The following is a 26,410-nucleotide window of genomic DNA, read 5'->3' as shown; positions in this document are numbered from 1 at the left end:
AAAAACCGGGAAATGTTACCATTCCCCGGCTTTTATTCAGTCCTGCTATAAAACAACCAGCAAAATCGCTGTCAAATTATCAGAACTTAATTTCAGCACTCAGACGAACATAACGCGGCGTCTGATATGCATCCGGTAGTCCATAAAGCGCGCTTGGTCCGCCTATATAACTACCATCATCACGCTCGCCAGCATAAATTTCATTGACTTCATTACGCTCAGTAACGCGATTATTATCAAACAGGTTAAATACATCAGCACGGAACACAATATCAGTACCACGGAAGTCCATTTCATAGCGCGCTGTTAAGTCCAATGTCCAATTGCTTGAAGTACGGCCTTCTGAACCGCGTTTAACCAATTGACCATCCTTAACAAATGACTCTGCTTCATATAAAGACGCAAACGCATCGGTTGGATGGAAGCCGAATGAGCTAAGAGGACGACCAGACTCCCAACGGAAGTTTGCACCCAAGCTGAAATCCTCAGTCAAGGAGTAAGAGCCCTGGACTTTAACCATATGACGACGGTCATTTGGTAAATTGCCGTAAGCCCCATCAACTAAACCCGGCTGATCAAAGTTGGTCGTTAAACCGGAATCATCTTGTCCATTATCTGAACGGACAAACCCCTCATTATTACCCCAACTATGAGACCAGGTATAAGTAGCATCCAGCATCCATAAACCATCAAAAGCACGGCGTAGATTAATATCTACGGCTCCGTACTGGCGCTTGGCTTCTGGATAGCCTAACAGTTCTGATGGTATAGTGTACTGCTGGTTTTCCAACGGACCATCACCATCCGGATCTGTAGTGATAGTAATGGCCTGCCCAGGATTCGTCAGAACATAATAATGGAAGCCAGAACAAATAGTACAGCTTGAACCGAACTCTTGCTCAAGATACTCATTAAAACCATAATCTATAGCTATGTCTTCCAATGAACTTTTCAGCTCGCGATAAGTACCTTTAATACCTACTGACCAGCTGTCGCCAAGCATTCGCTCATATCCAAGAATAAACTCATCTTGATACATTGGGTCCAAGTCAGCATTTACAGTCTCTAAAGTACCTTTTAACGTACCGTCAGAGTATACTGCACCTGCAACAACATTATCTTCATCCACTATCGGCGTTAAATCTGGATTTATCCCCAGCACGTCATAAATGGTAATAGTATATAGCTCATCACCTGCCAGACGAATGTTGGTATTGGTCGCTACAGGCAGGAAATAACGGCCATAATTTGCGAATACTTTACTTTCGCCATCACCATTTATATCCCAACTGATACCGACACGAGGTGCCCATTGGTCTGTCACATCAACAAACTTGTCACCGGCTTTGTTATAGTTTTCGAACGTTTCATTACGTAAACCAATACGCGCCACAATATTGTCAGTTACCTGCCAGGTATCCTGAATATAGAAAGCACTCGACTTAGTTTGGAATGAGCCATCATTCACGTAAGTATTAAAACGCACTCGGGCACATTCGGCGTCCAGTAAATCACCAGCTGCAACAGCATCGCTGTTGGCACAGTTCTGATATTGATACAAAGTTCCGCCTACGCGGGTAGTTTCTTCAAATGCTTTCATATCCTCATAGTCTATACCAAAGCGCAAAGTGTGATCTTCATGCGCATACCAGTCCACGTCAAAACGATACGCCGTGCGCTCGTCTTCCTGCACAGATGGCGAGTTTAAACCAAACTGAGTGAACTGCCGACCTGATGGAAAGTGAACAGCACCTATCGCTGTATCACCAGCATTAACATTGCTGTACGAGGCTTCATTGACACCATAAAGCGCACTAATGGTAACATCGTCAGTCAAAATACCAGTGTATTGCAAGGCATAAGATTTGCCCCCTCGCTCCAGTACATAATCACCAAACAATTCACCTCGTGTATTAGTGGCAAAATCGTAGTCATATTTACTGGTATCAAGCTCGCTTGAACTATCCCAACCTGTGAATTCCAGTATGTGATTTGGTGTAATGTACCAATCTAACTTAGCTGCGTACAACAGATCACCGGCATCACGTTTATAAAATAATGTGTCTGTTGAGTAGTCACTAACGCGATCTTTATAATTAACCAAACCGAAGAAAAACAGTTTATCCTGGATAATGGCACCGCTAGCCCATAAATTAAGGTTATTCTCACCTATTTTATCATTGCTATTAACCAAGTAATAAGGAGTTGCATTCTCTTCGATAGCAGCTTCATCTGTCAGAGTGACATCCGGACTGTCAGAGCGCAATGATGAAGGCTCAAAGTAAGCGCTGGCGCCTGCCTGAAATTCATTTGAACCAGATTTTGTTCTGGCGTTAATTACGCCCCCGGTAGAACGACCGTATTCAGCTGAGTAACCACCCGTTTTTACTTCAAACGTCTCATACATTTCAAAAGGTAACTCAGCACCACCCAAGCCATTGCGGAAGTTAGTTACGTTTAAGCCATTAACATAATAAGCATTTTCGCCGACAGATGAACCACCGAACGAGGCATGATTACCGAAAGCAGAATCACCTTTTGTTGTCCCTGGTGCTAATAGTGCCACCGACGCTAAATCGCGTGGCACAGGAATTTTAGATAAAAACTCCTGACTTACCACCAGTTGAGATTCAGACGACATAGTATCGAGCATCGCTATCCGAGAACCACGTACTTCAATCGACTCAACCGCACCTTCTGCCAAAAGCACGATGTCCATATTGGTACTTCCACCAACGCGAACATTCACATTCTCTTCAGCCACAACGCCATAGCCAGCTTTAGTTGCTTGTAACGAGTAAGCTCCTGGCGGCAACAACGGAAAGCGAAAATTACCGCTTTCGTTTGATGTGACTGTTCGGGCTAAGCCCGTCTCTAAATTAGTTACAATAATTTCAACGCCACTGATAACCTGACCACTTTGATCTTGTGCCTGACCCACCAGATTTCCGCGCGAGACATCCTGAGCTGCTGCGGGGAGGACAATCCCCAATGACGCAGCAACTGCCGCAGCCGTCAACGTGTTCCTGAAAAACTTAGTTCTCATTTATTATTCTCCTTGGATTTTTATTTTTATAGCGCGTGTTACATTTCGTTACACACCATATCTTTAACAGATATACCTATTGACTACAACCTTCTGACAAAAAAAAATGAAATCGATAAATGGGATAGAGCTATCTTGTAGTCATCACGAATAAACATAGAGGTAACAGAGCTTTCCATGAGCATATGATTTAAGCAGTTCAGCGCAAAGAGTTATAATTTGCTACAATATTTGCCTGGTGGATATCAATAGCCGCCCTGTTAATCAGCTTTATGCCAATAAAGACTCCAGGCAAACAGCGCCTTTTCTTCATAAAATGGCGTAACCCGCAACGCAGCTAAATTGGATTGGAAAGTGTTGATAAAATTATCTTTGTTGTACTGAGACCAAGTGGCATTTACCTGATCTTCGAGCCTGGCCATATATAAGACAACAGTATGCCTGAAGCTAAGAAAGGAAGTCAGATTACCAGGCCTTGGACTGGCTAAAACCGGAGCTAAGCGACGCAGTAAATCATCACACCAGAATGCTGCAGCAGTGGAACTGCATTGTACTTTTAGATCAGTCGCGATTTTGAATAGAATTTTATTTTGTGCAATATAATCCACATTCGTTGTCGGTGATATTTTTTTCAGCAAGCAGCTTTCCGCCAAAATTAATAACTGCTCTACTTGCGTTAAAAACCCCGCTTCGCTTAGACAATGCTTGTAGAACGCCAAACCTGCCTCAGAATCTTTAGAGATAAAAGAGTCGGCATGATGTATCAGGGCATTGAAACAGCCCTCTGGCTTTAATACACGATTACATTCAGCAACCGCTTCAATCTGATTGGCGTATTCAAAACCAAATTGGCTGATAATCAGGTCGATACTATTATTTTCAAAAGGAAGATTTTCTATTGCCGTAGCGGGATAGAATTGGACTTTTTTAAGTTGTGTTAAAATATCCGGGTCAGATTGAAAAAGGACTTCAGGCTTTATATCCGCGATATCACATGCATATACAGTAAAGTTTTTGTTATTCCGTTCAGAAAATGCTACGGCTGAAATTGCCAAAGCACCATTGCCTGATGCAATGTCAACAATAACAGCACCTGTCGCTGTTCTGCTAAAAACATCATGCCAATAAAACTGCAAGTTTCCCGTATATCCCAATGCAGCATCACCTTCACTAAAGCTATTCAAGCTTTTGCTATTTTGCCAATAATGGCTCCAATGCTCTTTACTTTGTGTCATCTGAAAGATAAACCCTCGTAGCAACTCTTCAGGCAAATAAAAAAGGCAGGAAAACCTGCCTTTTTAAGATGCTCTCTAACTTAGAAAGTTTGAGTGAAACGAACGTAAGTTACACGTCCGTATGCGTCATACAGGTTGAAGTTATAGTTACGACCACCAGCATTAATCAACTTCGGTGCTTTCTCGAACGCGTTCAATGCGCCTACCGAAATCTTGCTGTTCCATGGTGTATTATAAGTTACCTGCAGGTCATGTGTAGTCCAGCTACCTAAGCTTTGAACTGTGCTTAAGTCTCTGTATCTATTCTGACCTTCAATCATGTTGATATTCCAGCTTAAATCGAAGTCAGAAATAGTATATACGTTACCAAATGCAACACGGCTGCGCGGCATAGAACCCGGAATACCAGGGTTACGCTCACCTACCAAATTACGGCCGCCATCAACTGTGCTGTCCAGTGCATAACTAACTTGCAAGTTTTGGTTTAAACGGCCCCATGAACCAAAATCAAAATTGGTTTTAAAGTTGAAGTCTAAACCCGATGTTTCCCAAGTACCTTGGTTCGCATAACCACCATTTACGCTAAGAATAGGCAAGTTGGGATTACCGCCCGGAACAGGCTGCGGGTTACCACCACGAATTACCCCTAAACCAGCAGGAATCGGGTCACCGGCAATTTCTAATGCAATTAATTCAACAGCACCAAAAAGCGCAATCCGGTCTTCAATTTCAATGTTGTAATAATCTACAGCAAAATTTAACCAGTCGGTTGGCTGATAAGCAACACCCAATGAGTACTGCGTTGATTGTTCAGATTTCAAACTAGGGTTAGCTTGGGTAATCTCACGAACCTGCACTTCACAGTCAGCCAGCTGGCCAAAGTTAAGACAGGTAGCGGCATCTTCTACACCAGGGTTACCTGATGAAGGTTGCTGAGTAATGATGTCCAGAGTAGGAGCACGGAAGCCCTGACCATAAGACGCACGCACCACTAAACCATCTAACGGCTCATAACGGAACGACACTTTTGGCGAGAAATCATTACCATAATCTGAATATTTGTCGTAACGACCAGCAACAGTAGCCTCTAAATTATCAAGCAGAGGGATCAACGTTTCGAAATAAGCAGATTTAACATCACGGCCACCGCCTGCAGAGTTACCGGCTGAACCACCTACTACACCAGCTTCGGACAGTGAGTCATACTGGTCGCTATATTCTTCCTCACGGTACTCAGCACCTACCACCATCTGAACGATACCGGCGTTCATTTCAAACAGATCAAAGTTGGCAGACGCAAATACTTCTTTCTGCACTGATTCACTTACACGGGCAATAGTTACGTTCATGCTCTTAACCAGCTGCTGATAAGCAGTGGATTGATCAGCATTATCATCATAACGTGAGCCTAAAGGATCACGCAGGTCGTAGAACACAAAATTAGGATCAGCAGCCTGACCAGCCACTACGTCTGCGGTGGTGATATTAACCAAATCATCAGCGGCGCTGCGTAACAGGTAGTTATACCCTATGCTGTAGGACTTCTGTTTGCTTTTACGTGCACCGAAGTCAATATCTACATCACCAACCATACCCTGAGCACCCACTAAGATGTCAGTAGCATAAGAGTCGTCATAGCCATCGCGATTACCGATAGAAGCGAAACGGTGCCAGTATTTCAAATCGCGGTTTTCACCGGCATTAGGGAACACGCTATTGCCTTCCCAATTGTCCTGATCACGTGAACCGTCAACAGACGCTGCGTCATATACACCACCAGCAGCAATGTTGTCAGGGTTAGTCGGGTTGTTCCAGCTGTCAGCATTCAATGTGCTGCCAGGATCGTTTAGCGATGGTGCATAACGGCCAAATGACTTGGTTTTAGCACCACTGAAATTACCAAATACACGCCAATCGTCGTTAATTTGGTGTTCAGCGTTTAGGAACAAGCCCTGAGTACCGGTAGATGCTTCGTTCGCGTTAGTGGCGTTGAAGTTATAACCACACTGCTGATAGGTATCAATTGTGGTCAATTCTTCCGGTTGCACATCTTCAATATCAGCTGGTTCGTTGATCAACGCATTATTATTAAGCGGATTGCCTAAAATAAAGTTTTCCGCTGTACAGCCACCGGGAATAGAGCGGAAACCTTGGCTGTTATTAGTTTCTGTATAGTTGTTACCGTAAATAGATGCGCCTGGTTGAACCCACGAATAAGCATTTTCGAAAATAATATCGCGGTTATTCCATGACACCCCACCGATAACCCGGGTTGTATCGTTAGAAGAACCAAATACAACGGAACCTTCTTCCCGATCACCGCCCTCTGAAGGCAGGCTAATTTCTGAAGCACCTAAACGTAATTCAACACCATTAAAATCTTTACGGGTAACAATGTTAATTACACCACCGATAGCATCAGAACCGTATACAGCAGAAGCACCATCAGACAGTATTTCAATACGCTCAACAGCAGCCAGTGGCACTGCGTTTAAGTCTTGGCCCTGACCTGCTGAAGGGGAATTCGGTAAACGGCGACCATCAACCAGAATCAGCGTGCGCGAAGCACCTAAACCACGCATGCTAACCGTTGCAACGCCCTGCTGAGAACTACCTGACTGAGGACGGAAAGAACCGGCAGAGTTAAAAGTAGTACCACGGATTACGTCGGTAATAGAGTTTTGGCCAGATAAATCAATGGCAGCACGATCGATTACGGTAACAGGTACAGATTGTTCTAAATCTGTACGTTTAATACGTGAGCCAGTAACTTCAATTCGTTCAACTTTTGCAACTTCGTCTTCTTCCGCTGCAGTCACTGATGCGGTAAACGCTGTGGCTGAAACAGCGCCAAATGCTAGAGCTAAGCGCACGGCTTTGCTTAATTTATTATTCGTATACATGTAATTCTCCCTGGACCACTATCTAGTGATTCTATTTTTAACAGTTACCAACCTTTTACGGCGCTTGGCACTCCGTTTACCCCGGATAACCTCCGGTTTGTCGCCTAGTGATAATAAACGTAATTTTTCAGCAGGGTCAACAGCTTTTACGGAACAATTTGTAATTCCTGCTGTCGAGCTTGATCAGTGGCCGATAAATACTCTGCATATTGAAACCAAACCCAGTAATCACATCCGACGACATTAAAATATAACCTATAAAATCAAAATGTTGTGCGAGACAAGCCAGCATGCAGCCGTTAATGCGTATGTTTTGAGCTCATCGGCCATCTCACGTACTGTAAAATAATGATTACAAGAATCCATATTCCTTACATCATTTAATCTACACACGGCGGAACTAAATTTCGATTACTTTGTTAGTTAACAGTTTTTGCTAACCTCTGGTAATCGGTATACAATTCAACAACTGTATAAAAACACATAACCTTTATGTTAACAGACCAGCTTAAAACGCAAATCCGCACTATTCATCAACACATTAAAACTGCTCTGCCGAACTATCAATCCAGGCCGGGACAGAATCAACTGGTGGCGGAAATGGCAAAAATTATCTCCGGCACTTATCACCGTAATGAGCGTATTGGGTTAATTGAAGCCGGTACCGGTACCGGTAAATCGCTGGCCTATATGCTGGCTGCTATTCCTTATGCATTGGCGCAAAAGAAAAAAGTAGTCATTGCCACCGCTACCGTGGCGTTGCAGGAACAGCTGGTAAATAAAGATCTGCCGTTTTTCCAGCAGCACAGTAAGTTGCTGTTTGAATTCAGCCTGGTAAAAGGGCGGCAACGCTATGCCTGTATCGAGCGGGTGCGTCAGCAGCAGAAGCATCCTGAACTGTTTACCACTGCCGCCGATGCGGCTTTTGACTGGCAAGCTTTGCTGGATAACTGGCAGCACCGTAAGTGGTTAGGTGACAGAGATACCCTGGCCACACCGTTAGCAGAAACCTTATGGCAACGCATAGTGGCCGACCCGGTACATTGCAGTAAAACAGACCGGCGTCATCTGCACTGCCCGTTTCATTTAGCCCGCGCCGAAGTCAGCTCTGCCGATGTTTTAGTGGTGAACCACGCACTGCTGTTGGCCGATTTAGCCAGCGGCAACAGCATACTGCCACCGCCGGATGAAACGTTGTACATCATCGACGAAGCACACCATTTACCGGACAGCGCACGTGAGTTTTTCGCCGCACAAGCCCAGCTGACCCACAATAATAGTTGGCTGGAAAAAGCCGCTAAAACCATACAACAACTGATTACGCTGTTACCGGCCACGGTAATGAAAGAACTGCTGCGTTTTGATGACAGCTGTAATGAACTCAGTAGCTTGCTCAAACCGGTAGAGCGTTGTGTTACAGAGTTTAAGCCGCGCTGGTTTAGCGAGAAAACCGACTACCGCTTCGCCGACGCTGCCCTGCCCAAGTTATTACAGCAACAAGCAGAGCAACTGGCGCAGGTAAGCCAAAAAGCGCTAACCCAGGTAGAGAAGATTCAGCAGCAGTTGCAGGAAAACGTTACTGAGCAACAGTTACCATTAAAACAGAGTATGGCGCTGTTGCAGGAGTTAAGTTACCTGCGGCAAAAGCTTGAGCAACAGCAAGCGCTGTGGCAACTTTATGCCCAAGAGCAGGACAAAAATGTCTACCAGGCACGCTGGGTTGAGCTGCAAAGCCAAAGCCAGTATATAGTTGGTCATGCCTGCCCGCTTGGCGTGGCCAATAAGCTGGAACAGTTGTTATTTAACGATGCCTTCGCCGTGATCCTCTGCTCAGCAACGTTAACGGCGCTTAATTCGTTTCAGTACATTAAGTATGATCTTGGCTTAACCCAGTTTGATGGCGTACAAACGCTGCAGGTTGTTTCACCTTTTGCCTATGCCGAAAAAGGCCAAATTGTTATTCCGAAAATGCAATGTGAGCCCACTGAGCAAGCTTATACTGACGAGCTGATAAGCTTACTGCCGCAGTATTTGCCCGACGATCAGGCCAGTTTGGTGCTATTTGCTTCGTATTGGCAAATGCAGCAGGTGGCAGAAGCGCTGCGCAAAACAGGTTTTTCGCTGTTGGTGCAGGGCGAAGCCTCACGCCAGGCTTTGTTGCAGTTACATGGTGAAAACAGTAAACACAACCGCACCAGCATTCTGTTTGGCACGCAAAGCTTTTCCGAAGGGCTGGATTTACCGGGCAAGTTATTAACCAATCTGGTGATCACCAAGCTACCTTTTGCCGTGCCTACATCGCCGCTGGAAGAGGCCTTAGCCGAAGCTATCAGCAAAAAAGGCGGTAATGCCTTTTTACAACTGACTATTCCGGCCACCTCGAAGAAACTGGTGCAGGCCTGTGGTAGACTGCTCAGGCAAGAGCAGGATGAAGGCCGGATAGTAATTCTGGACCGGCGCCTGGTGACTAAATCCTACGGCGCTGCAATGCTGAATGCCTTGCCGCCGTTTCGTCGACAAATTGAGTATTAGCAGGAAAGAACCTTGTTTGCTGAACTGGCCATAGAACCCTCTGTGTTACTTATCCTCTGCGCTGTGGCTTTTGCTGCCGGTTTTATCGATGCTATTGCCGGCGGCGGCGGCTTGTTAACAGTACCGGCTCTGCTCACTGCCGGCCTGCCACCGCATGTAGTGCTGGGCACTAATAAGCTGGCTTCAACCTTTGGCTCTTTTACCGCATCACTGACTTATTACCGTAAAAGGCTGTTTAACCCACTGTACTGGCGTCGCAGCTTACTGTTTACTGCCATCGGCGCGGTACTGGGTACCCTGGTAGTAGACATGATCAGTAAAGAAGCGTTGGAAAAAGTGTTGCCATTGCTGATCCTGCTTGCCGCCATTTACACCTTGTTTAACCGTATGCAGCCCGATGACAAGTTGCAGTTGCCACCTGAAGACTCTAAGTTGTTCTGGCAGCAACGCATGCAGGGGCTAACGCTGGGTTTTTATGACGGCATAGCCGGCCCGGGCGCCGGTGCATTCTGGATGGTATCGACCATGGCGATGTACCGCATTAACCTGCTGCTGACCTGTGGTGTGGCACGCACGATGAATTTTGTCAGTAACGGGTTCTCACTGGTTGCCTTTATTGCACTGGGTCATGTCAACTTTGCGCTGGGCATTGCAATGGGTTTGTGCCTGATGCTTGGTGCCTGGCTGGGTGCGCATTCTGCTATTAAGTTTGGCAGCCGCTTTATCCGCCCGGTGTTTATCTGTGTGGTCATGACAATAGCACTGCGTTTGGCCTGGCAAGCCTGGAGCAATTAAATGGACTTACAGGGCACTTTGAGCCATCAATTACAACAGTTACGCCAACAAGCTGAAAGTATTGACCGCCAACAACTACCCGGTAAACCACAGAACTGGTTTGACAGCACGGTATTCAGTTGTCGTTCGCCGCACTTAACCGACTACGTTGCCGAAGCACAGCGCAACTTAACTCATCTGCATGACGCTAAGCTGAGCATGGCAGCCAAACAACGCCTGGCACAGCGCCTGAGTGAGCAAACAGCAGCCTTAACGCAAGCATTTCGTAATGTTGATGTGCGGCGCAAACCTACCAGCAAAGGCCGCAAAGTGGCGGCGTTAGTACAACAGTTTAACGCCGGCAGCCAGCAACTGTACCAGCAACTGAGTGACACCCAGGAATTTGAGCGTCGCCTGTCAGACATGATTAGCCTGGCAGCGCGGGATAACTCAGCAGAGGCAATACAGCGCGGTCTGGCGCTACATGCCAGGTTAGGCCGTTGCCGCAAAGCGCTGTTTGATATAGAGCAGCAGATTCAGGAACTGGAGCGGCGTAATTAAGCCATGCTAAGCCCACTGCCCGCAATGCTGTACCACCCCTGTTACAGCGACCTGCTGTTACCGCCGTTACATCGCTACCCCATTACCAAGTACCGTGAGCTGTATCAGCAGCTGCGCAGTATCGGCGTGCCTGCCGGTGCTTTTACGCCGTCAGAACCGGTCAGCACAACGCTGTTGGCGCAGGTGCATTGCCCGCAGTACATTCAAAGCCTGGCTGACGGCAGTATTGACGCCAAAGCGATGCGGCGTATTGGTTTTCCGTGGTCTGAGCAATTGTTTCAGCGCTCGTTGCATTCGCTCGGAGGTACCTTGCAAACTGCACAGGCGGCGCTAACCAGCGGTATAGCGCTGCATTTAAGCGGCGGCTACCACCATGCGTTTTATGCCGAAGGCTCCGGTTTTTGTTTGTTTAACGATTTAGTGCTGGCGGCAAAAACCTTGCTTTGCCAAGGGCTGGATAAAATACTGATTATTGATTTAGATGTACATCAGGGCGATGGCAGCGCAGCAATGCTAAGTGACGAGACGCGTATTATCAGCTGCTCCATTCATTGCGGGAAAAACTTTCCTTACCGCAAGCAACAATCAGATTGGGATATCGCAGTAGAAAAAGACTGCAGCGACAACGATTATCTGCAGGCAGTACAACAAAGCCTGCATAGCCTGCTCAATTGGCATCAGCCGGATTTAGTCCTGTACGATGCCGGCGTGGATATTCATCAGCTTGACGAACTGGGTTTGCTGAATATTTCCACTCCGGCACTATACCAGCGGGATTTGCTGGTGCTGCAAAGCTGTGTCGACAGGTCAATTCCGGTGGCGGCAGTTATTGGTGGCGGCTACCAGCGCAATGTTGCTGCGCTGGTAAAACTGCATCTGCAGTTATTTAAAGCTGCTTTTACGCTGTGTGGTTCAGATCTCGCCGGCAAAATAGAAACCTAAGCGCCGTTTTACCTGCGGAGGTAACACCGGCAAGTCGGCTTTAGGTAATAAAAACGTCGCCATATTAAACAGATCAGTAAAAATACGGTTCTTCTCGGTAGTCCGTTTCAAATAATCATGGCCGGATGAACCACCGGTGCCGATTTTAGTACCCAGCATGCGCTGCACCATCATGGCATGTTTATAGCGCCAGATAGTAAACAACTCATCAATTTCAGTTAAACAAGTCAGTAACTGAAACGGCAGGTTAAATACCGGCTCTTCCTGATACAAAGTAATAAACAGCGCCGACAACATCGCGCGTTGACTTAAGCGAAAGGTGCCGGATTGTTGCAACTGCACGTACTTATCTTTATCCAGTAAGGCAGCGAATTTTTCTGCCGTACGGGCAATTTCGGCCAGTTGCATTTCGCGTTCATGTTCCGCAATTTGTGTAATAGCCTGCACCGTACTTTTGTCTTCTGCCAACATAGCATCGGTGGCTTGCTGATACATTTGCCAAAAGCTGAAGTTCTCCAGTTCTAAAAACGGCATGCGCTCCAACCATTTTTCAATGCGTTCAAACAAGCTGGGCTCATGCTCCAGTTGCTGCAGGAAAGTACGGTCTTTTTCATTCAGCCGGCTGTAAAATGAGTTTTTATCAAAATCGATACGAAAATCGCTTTTTAAGCCCAAACCAATTTCCAACATTTTGAACTGAATACTCTGAAAACCAGACGCCGGTACCAGGTAATCACGGAATGACATAAAGTCTTGTGGTGTCATGGTTTCCATCACACCTATCTGCTGATTCATCAACTGCTGAATCGTCATAATCCGTTTAAGTTTATGCACAATACCGGTGAGTTGTTCATCTCTCACCTGCGCGCCGGCAAACACCTCCATGACCGCTTTCAGTTCATGCAAAATTTGCTTAAACCACAGCTCATACACCTGATGTACAATAATAAATAAGGTTTCATCATGCGCTTCGTCAGCATATTTGGCGCTTTCCGGTGCCTGAGCTGTCAGTATTTTGTCCAGCTGTAGATAATCGCCGTAATAGCAAGGAGTGGTATTTTTTTGCATGAGTGTTCTTCTGTCATCACTGTTGCGCGCATTGTAGCAGCCACTGTTGCTAACTCAATCTTTCAGTGGTGTTTTCGGCTAAAGCTGATTATGCTTTGGCTGACACTTAATCACTAAGGGGCAACTATGAAACTTGACGACGATATCCATAACTATTACGAAAAACTTACGCTGGATCATGTTGTTGAACTGGGATTAGACCAAGAAAAGGACGCCGAATACCTTGCCGATCTGTGCTGTATTTCCCTAAACCTGTTGCCACCGCGTTATATCCGCTATGAAGTAGATATGGCGTTTTACCTGCCGCAAAGCGAGCGTTTTGAAATGCAGATGAAAGTAAAAGAAGCAGTAGCACGGGCGCGGCAATTTTTGGATAGTAATGCCTGAGTGCACGCTGTGAAAACAAAACTGGAACAGGCGCCTGAGTATATTAAACTGGCGGTCGATTTAATTATGCTGTTAGAGCAACAGCAGATTGACACCGATACAGTGTTACAGGCGCTGGAAATTGTGACACGGGATTTTACACAGAAGCGGAATTTGGGTGGCAACCCCACCAGCCACATCCCGGCACATACGTCATAAACTGTGGCTGCTTCCTTCCGGACCTGACCAGGTTCGCCTACTAGTATTGCGAGAGGACCAATGGGGTTACCATTGAACTGCTGAATCCTCAACAGGCGCGCATTATGCGCAAAAGCAGGCTTTGTTGCAAGCCTGACAGCGGCTAAACCTTAAAAACCGCAGCCTGAGATTGCAATTTAGCCGCCAGTTGAGCCAGCATATCGCTGGCCTCTGCGCTTTGCTTCGCGCTGTGTGTTACTTCACTGATACTGACAGTAAACTCACTGATATTTTTACTGATATCTTCAGCCACTATGGTTTGCTGTTCGGTAGCAGTGGAGATTTGCACATTCATATCAACAATAGCGCCGACAGCGTTTTTAATCTGCTCAATCACCGTTGCCGCGCCATTTGCATTATCAACACTGGTCTCTGCATAACGTTTTGAGTCATCCATAGAGCTGACCGCCTGCTTCGATGAGCTTTGCAGGTTATCTATCATCCCTTTGATGGACTCTGTTGCTTTTTGGGTGTTAGTAGCCAACTGCCTTACCTCATCGGCAACCACAGCGAAACCGCGCCCGGCATCACCGGCACGTGCCGCCTCAATAGCAGCATTTAATGCCAACAGATTGGTTTGTTCAGCAATAGTGCGTATTACTGCCAATACCTGGGTTATTTTTTCCGATTCTGTATTCAGGTGGCCGATAACCTTACCTGCATCTGTCAGCGTCACAGCCAACTGCTCAATAGATCGCATGTTCTGCATTACCCGGTCAAAGCCATCCTGCGAGTAGCCATCTGCTTCATTTGCTTGTTCTGAAGTGCGCAAAGCACTGTTAGCCACTTCCTGGATTGCTGCAGACATTTGTGTGACAGCAGTGGCAATTAAATTCGCTTTTTGCTCCTGCTCCATTGCAGTGCTGCTGACTTGTTCACTGACATGGCTCATTTCCTCTGATGCCGCAGCCAATTGGGTAATCGCTTGCCCCAGCTCAGTAAAAAACTGCTGCAACCGTTGCAGAGTGGCATTTAGTGCCCGTGATGTTGCTGCAATTTCGTCTTTGCCGCATACATCAGCCCGAACACGCAGATCCAGATCATTGCCAACAGTGACAATGCTGTTTTGCAATAACCGTAATGGATGTTGGATGGAGCGATAAATAAACCAACCCAGCAGGCCAAGTCCTGCAAATACAACAACGAGAACAACACCAAATAATAATTGAAAGCTGTCATATTGCTGCTGCGCCTGCTGGCGAAATCTATCGGCCTCGATCAGCTGTAACACAATCAGTTTATCCAGTGCACTACTGAGTGGATCGGCGACCTGATACAGCGCCTGATTAAACGCTTCGGCATTGCCGGCACGCAAACTGTTATCACGGATCGCAACCTGATACCCTTCGATTGCCGCCAAAAACGGGGCCATTTTTTGCTCTGCATCGGCAACCAAACTGCTCTCTTCTGATGTAAGTTCGGTTTGCTTGTAGGCTTGCCATGCCTTTTCAGCACTGGACAACGCTTGATTGAGATTTGCAGCTGCAGTAACACTGTCTTGTATTTGCCCGCGATATTTATGCAGTGTGTCTACTGCCGTAACCGCATAAGCGTCTGAGACTTGCTTAATTTGCTGCAACGGTTTTACCCGGTCAATATACAAGCTATTGATACCACGATTAAGTAGTTGCATCTCTTGCAATGCAACCCAGGTAACTATCAACAGTATTACCAGTGGCACAGCCGCCAACACTGTCAGACGGCTTTTTACAGAGTAGTTGTTCAGCATAAACCGGCAAACCTCGCTAAATGTTAACAATCAACATTCAGCATAGGCGAGTTTTTCTATTCAACCACTTGTTTTCACTGTTAAGATCAAAAAAGCCCTGTCAGGCTGCTTAATCGCAAACAACCCGTAGAAAATTAAGGCGCAGATGTTAACTCTGCCCGATATCGCTGCAATAACGCTTTGATTTTATTTTGATTATCAGGCCCAAGCCGGATCATTTGCTTTTGCGGCGCCGGCAATTGTTCTATGGCCGGATCGGCAAAAATATACACCACTGACGGCCGCTCCAGCTCTAACGGGTACTCTACCTCCGGTGTGGCTAACAGCAGGTCTATCGCTGCTATAAGCTTATTTTTAAACAACTCATCCGGATAACCCAACTCTGCATAAGCTTGTTGCAATAAAGGTTCATAACGCTGAAACAACGGTATCAGCTGCTGTGGTGGTACACTTTCCAACAACTGAATATAAGGCTCGTAACGGCCGAAGCTCTGCTGCTCCAATAGCAGCGGTTCGCTTTCGTCCAGGCTAAAGCGCTGCTCTAACGGCATTAACACCGGCTGACCTGCAACCAGCTGGCCCTGTGCAATATTATCAATTTGTACCACCAGGCTGCGCAGCATATCTTCAGTAACAAATAAATTGGCCAGCCCCGGGCGCCAGTCCAGCGCCAGCAAACGTTGTTTCACCTCGACATCGGATTGCTCCAGCGCCGGCAATACCGGCACTTCAACCGCTGGCTCCGGCTCGGGTTCAGTTTGTGCTGTAACCGGCGCTTCTGCTTCTGCTTCACCGGCGTCAGTTGCAGGCTGTGGCTGCGGTTCTGCTTCAATCACTGCCGGCACCTCCACCGGTGCGGGAGCCTGTACAACCGGTTCCGGTTGCTGCGGCGCAAACAGCCACCATAGCGCAACCAGCAGCACAATAATGACGGCGGCTATACCGGCATAGTACAACTGTTGACTGTTGTTTGATTTTTGCTCTGTCATAACTTCTCCGCTCGCGATCTGCCATTGAAACGCTTTTAAGCGTTGCATTCCTGAATTATTCCAGCACTATACTAGGCAAAGAGCCTGTTGTATGGAAAAAGTTCAACCCCGTTATGTCTGAAACAGAAGTAAAGCCAGAAAAAAAGACGGCCCTGCTGCTCTCCGGCGGTGGCGCCAGGGCGGCATATCAGGTTGGTGTGCTCAAAGCCATTGCACAGCAATACCCCAGAAGTGCCAAATTACCGTTTCAAATTATCAGCGGCACATCCGCCGGTGCAATAAACGGCGCAGCCATGGCCTGCTATGCCTCCTGTTTTCATCTGGGGGTTAAAAAGCTGGAATGGATTTGGCGTAACTTCCATACCAACCAGGTGTATTACTCTGACTATCCGCGTATTTTCCGTCAGTTATTGCGCGGTATTTTCAGCTCGTTTCAGGCCGATTATGCCAATAAACATGCAGTAAGTTTGTTTGATAATAAGCCGTTGCGACAGCTGTTGAGCAAGGTGCTGGATTTAAAGCGGATTGACCGCAATATTATGGGCGGCTATCTGTCGAGTGTGTCTGTTACGGCATCATGCTATAACAACGGCGATTCTATTACTTTTTTTCAGTCTGACAGTGCGCAAGAGTGGCGCCGCGCCAAACGCTGCGGTCAACGGACTTTGTTAGGTGTGCATCACCTGATGGCCTCAGCCGCCATTCCGGTGGTGTTTCCAACCGTGCGTATTCATCAGCAATATTTCGGCGACGGCTCGGTTAATCAACTGGCACCACTTAGTGCCCCTATCCATTTGGGCGCCGACAAAATTATGATCATTGGTGTGGCCGACCCGCGTAAAAATGAACACAACCAACGTATGCTGCATCACCCGGATTTGGCTACCATAGCCGGCCATTTACTGGATACGGTGTTTACCGACAGTCTGAACTCAGATTTAGAGCGCATGCAGCGGGTAAACAATACCATTAGTACCTTGCAGCAACATGGCGTTAAATCCGACTTAAAACCGGTGCAAAGCCTGCTAATCAACCCAAGCCAAAATTTTGGCCAAATTGCCAGCGAACACTTTCTGTCCCTGCCACTGGCGGTACGCACTATGCTGCGTTTTACCGGTATACGCCAACACTCGGATTCCAGCCTCGCCAGCTACCTGCTGTTTGAACAGCGTTATACCCGCAGATTAATTGAGCTTGGTTATGAAGATGCGCTGGCGCAAATGGACACTATTATGCAATTTCTTGCCGATTAACCAGCCATTACGCTGTCAACGACTTGACAGCTTTGCCTAAATAGCAGCACTCTGTTTATAAGGTATTGAATTAAATTGTATTTAATATATGGCCTGATATTTGCTTTTAAACAGCAGATAAGTAGCAAAAGGTCATTTTATGGAATACGCATTACTACACGATGTCGCGTTAAGCAGTGCGCCTTGTTATGCCGCAATAACCAAACTGCAGCACTGGCCTGAGCTACCGGCAAGTGCAGAGCAAAGCCTGATCAGCCAGTTACAAACCACACTGGATATCCAACAGCAGGTAAATATCGTATCAATGGCGGTGGGCAAAATTTTGCCGCTGTCCTTACTGCAGCTTAATACTGCAGTAGGCGAATTCCCGGCCCGCGGCTCTCAAGCCGCCGCTTTTGAGCATCGCAGTATGCTGATATTGAATCAGCAATGTTTGGCCGAGTTAGTGTACCAAAGCGACTATGCCTTCACACCTATGCTGCAGCGCGAACTGCTGCTACTCGAGTCAGAGTGGCTGTTTTCGCTGCGTAATGCGCTGGTAGTGGCCCGCTTACAGCAACTGGCACTGAAAGATACGCTGACCGGCTTAGGTAACCGTCGCTTTTTTGACGATGCCATTGCCAAAGCAGTTCAGTTGGCACAACGTAACGACAGCAGCTGCGCATTACTGTTACTGGATTTAGACAACTTTAAGCAGGTAAACGATGTTGCCGGCCATGCGGCAGGCGATGAAGTGCTGTTGGTAGTTGCCGGCTGTTTGCGCGACACGCTCAGAGCAACTGACAGTGTATTCCGTTTTGGTGGCGATGAATTTGCCGTAATTTTATCAAGCCAGGATGCGGACAGTGCACAACTGGTGGCCAGACGACTGCTTAAAGTGATTAATCAGCACCATCTTTGCCAGCAGTATCAGGTTAGTGCCAGTGCCGGTTTGGCACAGTTAAAACCGGGCCAGGATGTCGGCCGGTTATTTAAAGCCGCTGACGACGCCTTGTACGACGCAAAAAATGCCGGCAAAAGCACGGTGCGTTTTGCCTGAGTAAAATGCAGCTAGCGGCGCCAGCTTAGCCAATAAACGGCCTCTGACGACGCATAGCTGCTGGCATAGCCGGCTACAGCAACCAGCTCGTCATTAACCAACAGCAACGGAATGCGCTGGCGCTGCCAGGGCGGTACCCGCCACAATTTAAACCATTGCTTTAACGGCCTGTGCACCGCAGCACCGGCCGGTTTAAAGCGCAAACTAAGCTTACCGAAAACCACACTGGCAGTGCTAACCGCAAGCGGTAAAGCGCCCTGTTGCGACTGCGCGCTAAAGTACAACTGCCCGCACTGTGCCGGCAGCAATAACTCCGCTTCGCCCTGCCAAACCAGCAGCTGCTGCGGCTGTTCCACCTCTGCGGCACTGAGCAAGAACAACTTACCGCCATAGCGGCGTACCTGATAATCAGCCAGCACCAACACGGGCGTGGCATCCTCCCTGGCAGCTATTACCTGCTGTTTCAGCGTGTTTAACCACTGACTTTCGGGGATTAACCCATAACCACTTAACCAACGCCGGATAACCAAATCCTGTTGCAGCGGCAGCAAGCTTGCCAGCGCCGCCAGTTGCAGGCAGTTATCAATTAAGCACTGCGCCAATGCCAGCTGCGTATAATGATCGGCCAACTGCTGTAAATCGGCCAGATGCTGCATGCTACGGGCAGCACTGGCTGCAAAATGCGGCCAACGCTGCAGTAATACCGGGCTGACCTGATGGCGGATAAAGTTACGCTCAAAACGCAGATCGCTGTTGCTGTCATCGCTAATCCAACTTAAGCGGTTTTCATCAGCATAGCTTGCCAGCTCAGCGCGGTTAAACGCCAATAAAGGCCGCACTAAGGTGCCTGCAGCAAAGCGGCGCTGTGCTGCTATACCACTTAACCCGGCAGCACCTGAGCCACGTTTTAGCGCCAATAACAGGCTTTCTAACTGATCATCGCCATGATGTGCGCTCAGCAGCATATGTGTGTCGTCACGGATAAACTCAGCCAGCGCATCGTAACGTGCTTGTCGTGCTTTGTGCTCCAGGTTATCACTGCCATGCAGCTCGACCTGGCGCTGAGTAAAACTTACGCCGCGCGCCTGACATTGCTGTGCACAAAAGTCGCCCCACTGCCCTGCATAAACGCTGATACCATGGTTAACATATACTGCCTGTAATTCGAACGGCTGCAGTAACCTGGCTTTGGCTAATAAATCGAGCAGCACCATCGAATCCAGCCCGCCACTGAGCGCCAGCACAATATGGCTGTCAGCTTGCAGCGCTAACGTCTGCAATAAATAGCGGGGACTCAGCTCAGGTGTCAGTTCGGGCATCGGGTGTTTTACCGGGTTATCAAGGCGCTAAGGCTACCACAAAATAAAAAGCCAGTGCAGAGGCACTGGCTTAGGGGCGCTAAATTAGTGTTTAACAGTAGCCGTAAGACATCAGACGCTTGTAGCGCACATCCAGCAGCTCTTTACTGCTCATCTTCTGCAGTTTCTGTAAATCACGCAGCAAGGCTTGCTTTAACGTTTGTGCCATTTGCTCCGGTGAGCGGTGAGCACCACCTAACGGCTCCGGTACCACTTCATCAATCAGCTTCAGCTCTTTAATACGCTCGGCGGTAATACCCATGGCTTCGGCTGCCAATGGTGCTTTTTCAGCGCTTTTCCACAAAATTGACGCGCAGCCTTCCGGTGAAATAACCGAATAAGTGCTGTACTGCAGCATATTCACTTTATCACCGACACCAATCGCCAAAGCGCCACCGGAACCGCCCTCACCAATCACGGTGCAGATCACCGGTACTTTAAGTCCGGCCATTACTTTTAAATTGCGCGCTATGGCTTCAGACTGGCCCCGCTCTTCAGCGCCAATACCAGGGTAAGCACCCGGCGTATCAATAAAAGTAACAATTGGCAGGTTAAAACGCTCGGCCATTTCCATCAGGCGCAGCGCTTTGCGATAGCCTTCCGGGCGTGGCATACCAAAGTTACGCTTAATTTTCTCGCGGGTGTCACGGCCTTTCTGATGACCAATTATCATCACCGGAATATCGCCGAGGCGCGCAGTACCGCCAACAATAGCCTGATCATTGGCAAAGGTACGATCGCCGGCTAAATCGTCAAAATCAGTAAACATATGCTGGATATAATCCAGCGTATAGGGCCGCAGCGGATGGCGCGCTAATTGCGCAACCTGCCAGGCACCAAGCTCAGCAAAGATTTTTTTCGTCAGGCCCAGACTCTTTTCTTTTAATTTGTTGATCTCTTCTTCCAAGCCCAAATCGTAGTCGCCATTGCGGCTGACATTACGTAATTCGTCTATTTTTGCTTCAAGTTCAGCAATAGGTTGCTCAAACTCTAAATAATTCAGCATCATCGACAGTCACTACCTAATTAATTAAATTCCAGTTCTATTGTTGCCAATTGCTTTAACTGGTGCAACAAAGCGTCGGCCGGCGTTACCCACCATTGCGTTCCAAGCTGTAACATTACTTCGCCTTCCGGGCGTTGATAGCGGAGTTTAACCGGCACCGTACCTGCTTTAAATTCACCCAGTACCTGCTGCAATCTTTGCAGGTAATTGTGGTCTATTTGTGCCGATTGTACAGTGATATTCAACGATCTCAGAGATTTTTCCCGTACTTGTGTGATCTCGCTGACATCGCGGCCGGTCATTGTAAGGCCACCGTTAAAATCATCAAAGCTGACCTGTCCCGTTATTACCAGGATCCGGTCTTTTTGTAGCTGTTGCTCGAAGTTTTCCAGCAGATCCGGAAAAAACCGCACATCAAGCCGTGCTGACTTGTCATCCAACGTAACAATAGCCCAGCGCCGGCCCTTCTTATTTATCATCACCCGCACCGATACAACCAAACCGGCAACAGTGACACTTTGATCTTTTCGTGTCGGTTGTAAATCTACTAAGCGACAAGAAACGTATCTGGGTATCTCTTGCAGATAACGATTTATCGGATGACCGGTTAAATACAGGCCCAGGGTTTCGCGCTCGCCTTCCAGCCAGACTTCATCCGCCCAAGGCTCTACCTGTTTAAAGGCGGCGGCCGCGTGCTCCGGTTCGGGGCTTAATAAACCAAATAAATCATCCTGGCCCACCGCCTGCGCTTTGGCGTGCTGCTCGGCAGCCTTCATCGCTTCTTCTAACGTGGCTGACAGCGCCGCGCGGTGCGGACCCAAGCGGTCCATAGCGCCGGATAAAATCAGCTTTTCTATTACGCGCCGGTTCAGCTTTTTTAAATCAACTTTGGCGCAAAAATCAAATAAGTCGCTAAAGCTGCCGTGCTTGTTGCGTGCCTCCAAAATAGCATCTATCGGGCCTTCGCCGACGCCTTTAATGGCGCCGATGCCATACACAATATGGCCTTGCTCATTAACGGTAAACTTATACACCCCGGCGTTAACATCGGGCGGAATAAGCTTTAGCTTCATGCGCTCGCACTCATCCACCAGGGTCACAATTTTGTCGGTGTTATCCATATCGGCCGACATTACCGCCGCCATAAATTCGGCCGGATAATGCGCCTTCATCCACAGCGTTTGGTACGACACCAACGCATAAGCCGCCGAGTGCGATTTGTTAAACCCGTAACCGGCAAATTTTTCTACCAGGTCGAAGATTTTAATTGCCAGGTCGGGGTCGATGCCATTTTTTGCCGCGCCTTCCTGAAAGGTATCGCGCTGCTTGGCCATTTCTTCCGGCTTTTTCTTACCCATAGCACGGCGCAGTAAGTCAGCGCCGCCAAGCGAGTAACCCGACAGCACCTGGGCTATCTGCATTACCTGCTCCTGATACAGGATAATGCCGTACGTTGGTTCCAAAATCGGCTTTAATGAATCATGCTGCCAGGTGGCGTCCGGATAAGAGATAGCTTCACGGCCGCGTTTACGGTCGATAAAGTTATCCACCATGCCCGACTGCAACGGCCCTGGCCGGAACAGCGCTACCAGGGCTATCATATCTTCAAAGCAGTCCGGCTGCAGGCGGCGGATTAAGTCTTTCATGCCGCGCGATTCCAGCTGGAATACCGCTGTCGTGTCGGCCTTTTGCAATAAGTCGAAACTTCTCTTATCCACCAGCGGAATGCTGTTGATGTCGATGCTGTCGCGGCCTTCTTTCTTCAGCCGCGTGTTGGCCATATTCACCGCCCACTGCAAGATAGTGAGGGTGCGCAGGCCTAAGAAGTCGAATTTTACCAGACCGGCATATTCAACGTCATTTTTATCAAACTGGGTAACCGGGTTATTGCCTTCATCATCGCAATACAGCGGGGAGAAATCGGTAATTTTGGTTGGCGCTATGACTACACCACCGGCGTGCTTGCCGGCATTACGGGTGACGCCTTCGAGCTGACGCGCCATATCAATCAGATCTTTTACTTCCTGATCCTGAGCGTACAACTCCGGCAGGCGCGGCTCTTCTTTAAACGCCTGCTCCAGCGTCATGCCGGGCGTGGGCGGAATAAGCTTGGAGATGCGGTCAACAAAGCCGTACGGGTGGCCCAGCACCCGGCCAACATCGCGTATTACCGCTTTAGCAGCCATGGTACCGAAGGTAATAATTTGCGATACCGCTTCGCGGCCATACATATCGGCAACGTGGTCAATAACTTCGTCGCGCCTGTCCATACAGAAATCTACGTCGAAATCCGGCATCGATACCCGTTCGGGGTTTAAGAAACGCTCGAACAGCAAGTCAAATTCCAGCGGATCCAGGTCGGTAATTTTCAGCGCATAAGCAACCAGAGAACCGGCACCCGAACCGCGGCCCGGGCCAACCGGAATGTCGTTATCCTTACTCCACTGGATAAACTCCATTACCACGAGGAAGTAACCCGGGAAACCCATTTGGTTTATTACGTCGAGCTCAATTTGCAAGCGTTCATCGTAACCGACACGTTGCTGCGCACGCACGCTGTCATCGGGGAACAGCTGCAGTAAGCGTTCTTCCAGGCCTTCGCGCGATTTCATTACCAGAAAATCCGCATCGGTCATGCCACCGGTAGGAAACGCCGGTAAAAAGTATTCACCCAAGCGGATGGTGACATTACAGCGTTTAGCAATTTCGACTGAGTTTTCCAGCGCTTCGGGCAAGTCAGCAAACAACTGCAGCATGTCTTGCTCAGATTTCAGGTATTGCTGTTCTGAGTAGTTTTTCGGCCGGCGTTTATCATCCAGGGTGTAACCGTCATGAATCGCCACCCGAATGTCATGTGCGGGGAAGTCTTCCGGCAGTAAAAACACTACCTCATTGGTAGCAACCAGTGGTAAATCATGTTGCTCTGCCAGGGTTACCGCTTTTTGAATATACAGTTCTTCATCCGGCCGGCCGGTGCGGGTAAGCTCGAGATAAAAACGTTGCGGAAAATACTGCTGATAAAACGCCAGTAACTCCGTCACGCTTTGGTTATTTTCTTTTAGCAACGCCTTACCAAGCAGGCCATCTTTGCCGCCGGACAAGATAATGACACCTTGGGCGTACTGTGCTAACCAGTCGTGGTCAATTTGTGGTTTACCCTCAACATGGCCGCGCAGATAAGCTTTAGATATCAGCTGGCTGAGGTTCTGATAGCCGGCATTGTCGGCCGCAAGCAACAACATACGGCTGCTTTCACTGCCAAACAGCGGGTGCTGTACCCAACAATCTACGCCGATAATCGGCTTAATGCCGGCTTCGTGCGCGGTGCTGTAAAAGCGCACCAAACCACAGAAGTTCATCTGATCGGTTAATGCCAGTGCCGGCATGCCGAGCTTTTGTGCCGCTTTAATAATCGGTTTTACTTTGGCGACACCATCGACCATAGAAAAGTCGCTGTGCACGCGCAGATGAATAAAAGCCGGCGAGCTCATAGTCCCTGTTGCTCCAGTACCAACCGTACCGGTTTAAAGCTGCGCCGGTGTTGGCTTAACACGCCGTGTGCCGCTATTGCCGCCATGTGTGCAGCAGTCGGGTAACCTTTGTGAGCATCAAAGCCATACTGCGGATGCGCCTGATGCAGACTGTGCATTTCAGCATCGCGCGCTACCTTGGCCAAAATAGACGCCGCGCTGATTTCCGGCACTAACAAGTCGCCCTTTACCACGGCCGTGGCCGCAATGCCAAAATCGGGTGTGCGGTTACCGTCTACCAATATCCATTGCGGTTTAATACTCAGGCCGGCCACAGCACGGCGCATTGCCAACATAGTGGCGTGCAGAATATTTAACTCATCAATCTCGTCAGACTCAGCACGGCCCAGCGCCCAGCAAAGAGCATTTTGCTTAATAAGCTCAGCCAGTTCAGTACGACGTTTTTCCGATAATTTCTTTGAATCTGTTAAGCCGGCAACAGGATTGGCCGGGTCAAGAATAACCGCAGCGGTTACTACAGCACCAATCAGCGGGCCACGACCCACTTCATCCACGCCGCAAATAAGCTGAACATCAGGCCGCTGGTACAGCATCATTTTTAACTACCTGTAATATCGCCTGCGCCGCTTTGGCACTGGCGTCGCACTTAATGCTTTGATGAATGGTACGGTACTCTGCCAGTAAAGCATCACGTTCAGCACTGAGCTGAGGTGTCATCGCCTCTGCCAGCGCTTGTGGCGTAACCTGATGTTGCAACAGCTCAGGCACCATGGCACGGCCGGCTAATAAATTAGGCAGGCTAAAATGCGCCAGCTTTACCAGCCGCCGGCCAATTTGATAAGTTAACCAATTGGCGCGATACGCCACCACCATTAAGCATTTCGCCAACATCGCCTCAAGCGTCGCCGTGCCTGAAGTAATAAAGGTAGCGTCGGAAGCCAACAGCACCTGGCGTGCCTGACCGGTAAATTCAGTGATGTGCAGCTGCGGCGCTATTTGCTGTTTAATCGCATTAAATTGTGCGGCCTTAGCCGGCGTTACCATATTGGTAACAAACTGTATATCAGAGAACTGCTGTTGCAACAGTAAGGCTGCCTGCAGAAAATCAGCCGCCAGCAGTTTAATTTCGTTGGTACGGCTGCCTGGCATAATCGCCAGCACCAGCTTGTCCGGTTGTAACCCCAATTCGGCTTTTGCTGCGGCTTTATCCACATCCAGCGGCATAGTGTCGGCCATGGTATGGCCAACAAAGGTGCAAGGTACCTGATATTTGTCGTAAAAGGCTTTTTCGAACGGCAGCAGCGATAACACCATATTGGTGGCCGCGGCAATTTTAAAGATACGTTTATGCCGCCACGCCCACACTGATGGGCTGACATAGTGCACAGTTTTAATACCAGCTTGTTTCAGCTTTAATTCCACCGGCAGATTAAAGTCCGGCGCGTCGATACCAACAAACACATCGGGTTTATCAGCAAGCAAAGCAGCAAGAATTTCGCGTTTAACCTGCAGTAAACGCGGCAGACGGCCCAGCACTTCAACAATGCCCATTACCGCCAACTCTTCCATATCAAACAGCGCGTTAAAGCCCAGCGCCTGCATACGCGGCCCGCCAATGCCGTAAAACACCGCATCTGGGTGCATAGCTTTAAGCGCAATGATCAGATCAGCACCTAAAATATCGCCGGAGTGTTCTCCGGCGATAATAGCGACTTTTAACGGCCGGTCAGTTGCAGGCATCAGCGCACTATACCTCTGCTGGCGTTGGCGATGAAATCGGTAAACAGCTTAAGCTCGGGCACTTCAGCGGCTTTATCCTGCAGTGCGGCTAAGGCTTCGGCTACCGTTTGGCCTTTACGA

At 48.3% G+C, this 26,410-nt stretch carries 18 protein-coding genes, 1 other RNA gene and 2 pseudogenes; 8 read left to right on the top strand and 13 right to left on the bottom strand.

Annotated elements, in window-relative coordinates:
* Positions 1–79 precede the first annotated feature (79 nt).
* The 3 genes from Q8O77_RS10725 to Q8O77_RS10715 form a co-directional block, all read right to left on the bottom strand.
* The gene (locus Q8O77_RS10725; protein WP_305552867.1) at positions 80–3,046 is read right to left on the bottom strand and encodes a TonB-dependent receptor; all 2,967 of its coding nucleotides are present in this window, start codon (positions 3,044–3,046) and stop codon (positions 80–82) included.
* Between the two features lie 260 nt (positions 3,047–3,306).
* Positions 3,307–4,281 (bottom strand): class I SAM-dependent methyltransferase, encoded by a 975-nt coding sequence (locus Q8O77_RS10720; RefSeq protein ID WP_305552866.1) that lies wholly within the window; start codon positions 4,279–4,281, stop codon positions 3,307–3,309.
* A gap of 80 nt (positions 4,282–4,361) precedes the next feature.
* Positions 4,362–7,184, bottom strand: coding sequence for a TonB-dependent siderophore receptor (locus Q8O77_RS10715; RefSeq protein WP_305552865.1), 2,823 nt, complete (start codon positions 7,182–7,184; stop codon positions 4,362–4,364).
* 492 nt (positions 7,185–7,676) lie between these two features.
* On the opposite strand from Q8O77_RS10715, the gene dinG reads away from it, so the two are divergent.
* The 4 genes from dinG to Q8O77_RS10695 are packed head-to-tail and all read left to right on the top strand — an operon-like array spanning position 7,677 to position 11,993.
* A complete protein-coding gene (gene dinG / locus Q8O77_RS10710) occupies positions 7,677–9,716 on the top strand; it encodes an ATP-dependent DNA helicase DinG (RefSeq protein ID WP_305552864.1) in 2,040 nt (679 codons plus the stop codon).
* A 12-nt stretch (positions 9,717–9,728) separates the two neighbouring features.
* The gene (locus Q8O77_RS10705; RefSeq protein ID WP_305552863.1) at positions 9,729–10,511 is read left to right on the top strand and encodes a TSUP family transporter; all 783 of its coding nucleotides are present in this window, start codon (positions 9,729–9,731) and stop codon (positions 10,509–10,511) included.
* Positions 10,512–11,051 carry a primosomal replication protein PriC gene (gene priC / locus Q8O77_RS10700; protein WP_305552862.1) on the top strand — a complete coding sequence of 180 codons (540 nt, stop codon included), beginning with the start codon at positions 10,512–10,514 and terminating at the stop codon, positions 11,049–11,051.
* Between the two features lie 3 nt (positions 11,052–11,054).
* Positions 11,055–11,993 carry a histone deacetylase gene (locus Q8O77_RS10695; protein WP_305552861.1) on the top strand — a complete coding sequence of 313 codons (939 nt, stop codon included), beginning with the start codon at positions 11,055–11,057 and terminating at the stop codon, positions 11,991–11,993.
* Here Q8O77_RS10695 and Q8O77_RS10690 read toward each other — a convergent pair.
* Entirely contained in the window at positions 11,964–13,061 is a 1,098-nt protein-coding gene (locus tag Q8O77_RS10690; protein WP_305552860.1) for a tryptophan 2,3-dioxygenase family protein, read from the bottom strand. The two genes, Q8O77_RS10695 and Q8O77_RS10690, sit on opposite strands and share 30 nt — an antisense overlap.
* Positions 13,062–13,187: 126 nt before the next feature.
* On the opposite strand from Q8O77_RS10690, the gene Q8O77_RS10685 reads away from it, so the two are divergent.
* Entirely contained in the window at positions 13,188–13,448 is a 261-nt protein-coding gene (locus Q8O77_RS10685) for a late competence development ComFB family protein (RefSeq protein WP_173500918.1), read from the top strand.
* A pseudogene (locus Q8O77_RS10680) lies at positions 13,449–13,583 on the top strand (DUF2496 domain-containing protein); the annotation flags it as partial.
* Between the two features lie 29 nt (positions 13,584–13,612).
* Here the strand turns inward: Q8O77_RS10680 and ffs are convergent.
* The 3 genes from ffs to Q8O77_RS10665 form a co-directional block, all read right to left on the bottom strand.
* Positions 13,613–13,709, bottom strand: an RNA gene (gene ffs, locus Q8O77_RS10675) — signal recognition particle sRNA small type.
* Between the two features lie 79 nt (positions 13,710–13,788).
* Positions 13,789–15,414 carry a methyl-accepting chemotaxis protein gene (locus Q8O77_RS10670; protein WP_305552859.1) on the bottom strand — a complete coding sequence of 542 codons (1,626 nt, stop codon included), beginning with the start codon at positions 15,412–15,414 and terminating at the stop codon, positions 13,789–13,791.
* A gap of 134 nt (positions 15,415–15,548) precedes the next feature.
* Entirely contained in the window at positions 15,549–16,403 is an 855-nt protein-coding gene (locus Q8O77_RS10665) for a DUF3014 domain-containing protein (RefSeq protein ID WP_305552858.1), read from the bottom strand.
* Between the two features lie 113 nt (positions 16,404–16,516).
* Between Q8O77_RS10665 and Q8O77_RS10660 the strand changes: the two genes are divergently transcribed.
* Entirely contained in the window at positions 16,517–17,656 is a 1,140-nt protein-coding gene (locus tag Q8O77_RS10660) for a patatin-like phospholipase family protein (protein ID WP_305552857.1), read from the top strand.
* Positions 17,657–17,795: 139 nt separating this feature from the next.
* Entirely contained in the window at positions 17,796–18,695 is a 900-nt protein-coding gene (locus Q8O77_RS10655; protein ID WP_305552856.1) for a GGDEF domain-containing protein, read from the top strand.
* Positions 18,696–18,706: 11 nt separating this feature from the next.
* Here Q8O77_RS10655 and tilS read toward each other — a convergent pair whose 3' ends face one another.
* The 6 genes and pseudogenes from tilS to Q8O77_RS20085 form a co-directional block, all read right to left on the bottom strand.
* Entirely contained in the window at positions 18,707–20,014 is a 1,308-nt protein-coding gene (gene tilS / locus Q8O77_RS10650) for a tRNA lysidine(34) synthetase TilS (RefSeq protein ID WP_305552855.1), read from the bottom strand.
* 91 nt (positions 20,015–20,105) lie between these two features.
* The gene (accA, locus tag Q8O77_RS10645) at positions 20,106–21,062 is read right to left on the bottom strand and encodes an acetyl-CoA carboxylase carboxyl transferase subunit alpha (RefSeq protein ID WP_305552854.1); all 957 of its coding nucleotides are present in this window, start codon (positions 21,060–21,062) and stop codon (positions 20,106–20,108) included.
* A 17-nt stretch (positions 21,063–21,079) separates the two neighbouring features.
* The gene (dnaE, locus tag Q8O77_RS10640; RefSeq protein ID WP_305552853.1) at positions 21,080–24,550 is read right to left on the bottom strand and encodes a DNA polymerase III subunit alpha; all 3,471 of its coding nucleotides are present in this window, start codon (positions 24,548–24,550) and stop codon (positions 21,080–21,082) included.
* The gene (gene rnhB, locus Q8O77_RS10635) at positions 24,547–25,146 is read right to left on the bottom strand and encodes a ribonuclease HII (protein ID WP_305552852.1); all 600 of its coding nucleotides are present in this window, start codon (positions 25,144–25,146) and stop codon (positions 24,547–24,549) included. The genes dnaE and rnhB overlap by 4 nt, the downstream gene beginning before the upstream one ends.
* The gene (gene lpxB / locus Q8O77_RS10630) at positions 25,124–26,290 is read right to left on the bottom strand and encodes a lipid-A-disaccharide synthase (RefSeq protein WP_305552851.1); all 1,167 of its coding nucleotides are present in this window, start codon (positions 26,288–26,290) and stop codon (positions 25,124–25,126) included. Before lpxB ends, rnhB begins: the two co-directional genes overlap by 23 nt.
* Positions 26,290–26,410, bottom strand: a pseudogene (locus tag Q8O77_RS20085) (acyl-[acyl-carrier-protein]--UDP-N-acetylglucosamine O-acyltransferase); the annotation flags it as partial. The gene lpxB and the pseudogene Q8O77_RS20085, both read right to left, overlap by 1 nt.

Source organism: Rheinheimera sp. (assembly GCF_030690345.1).
In the GTDB taxonomy this organism is placed as follows: Bacteria; Pseudomonadota; Gammaproteobacteria; order Enterobacterales; family Alteromonadaceae; genus Alishewanella.
This window is presented reverse-complemented; position numbering and strand designations above follow the sequence as displayed.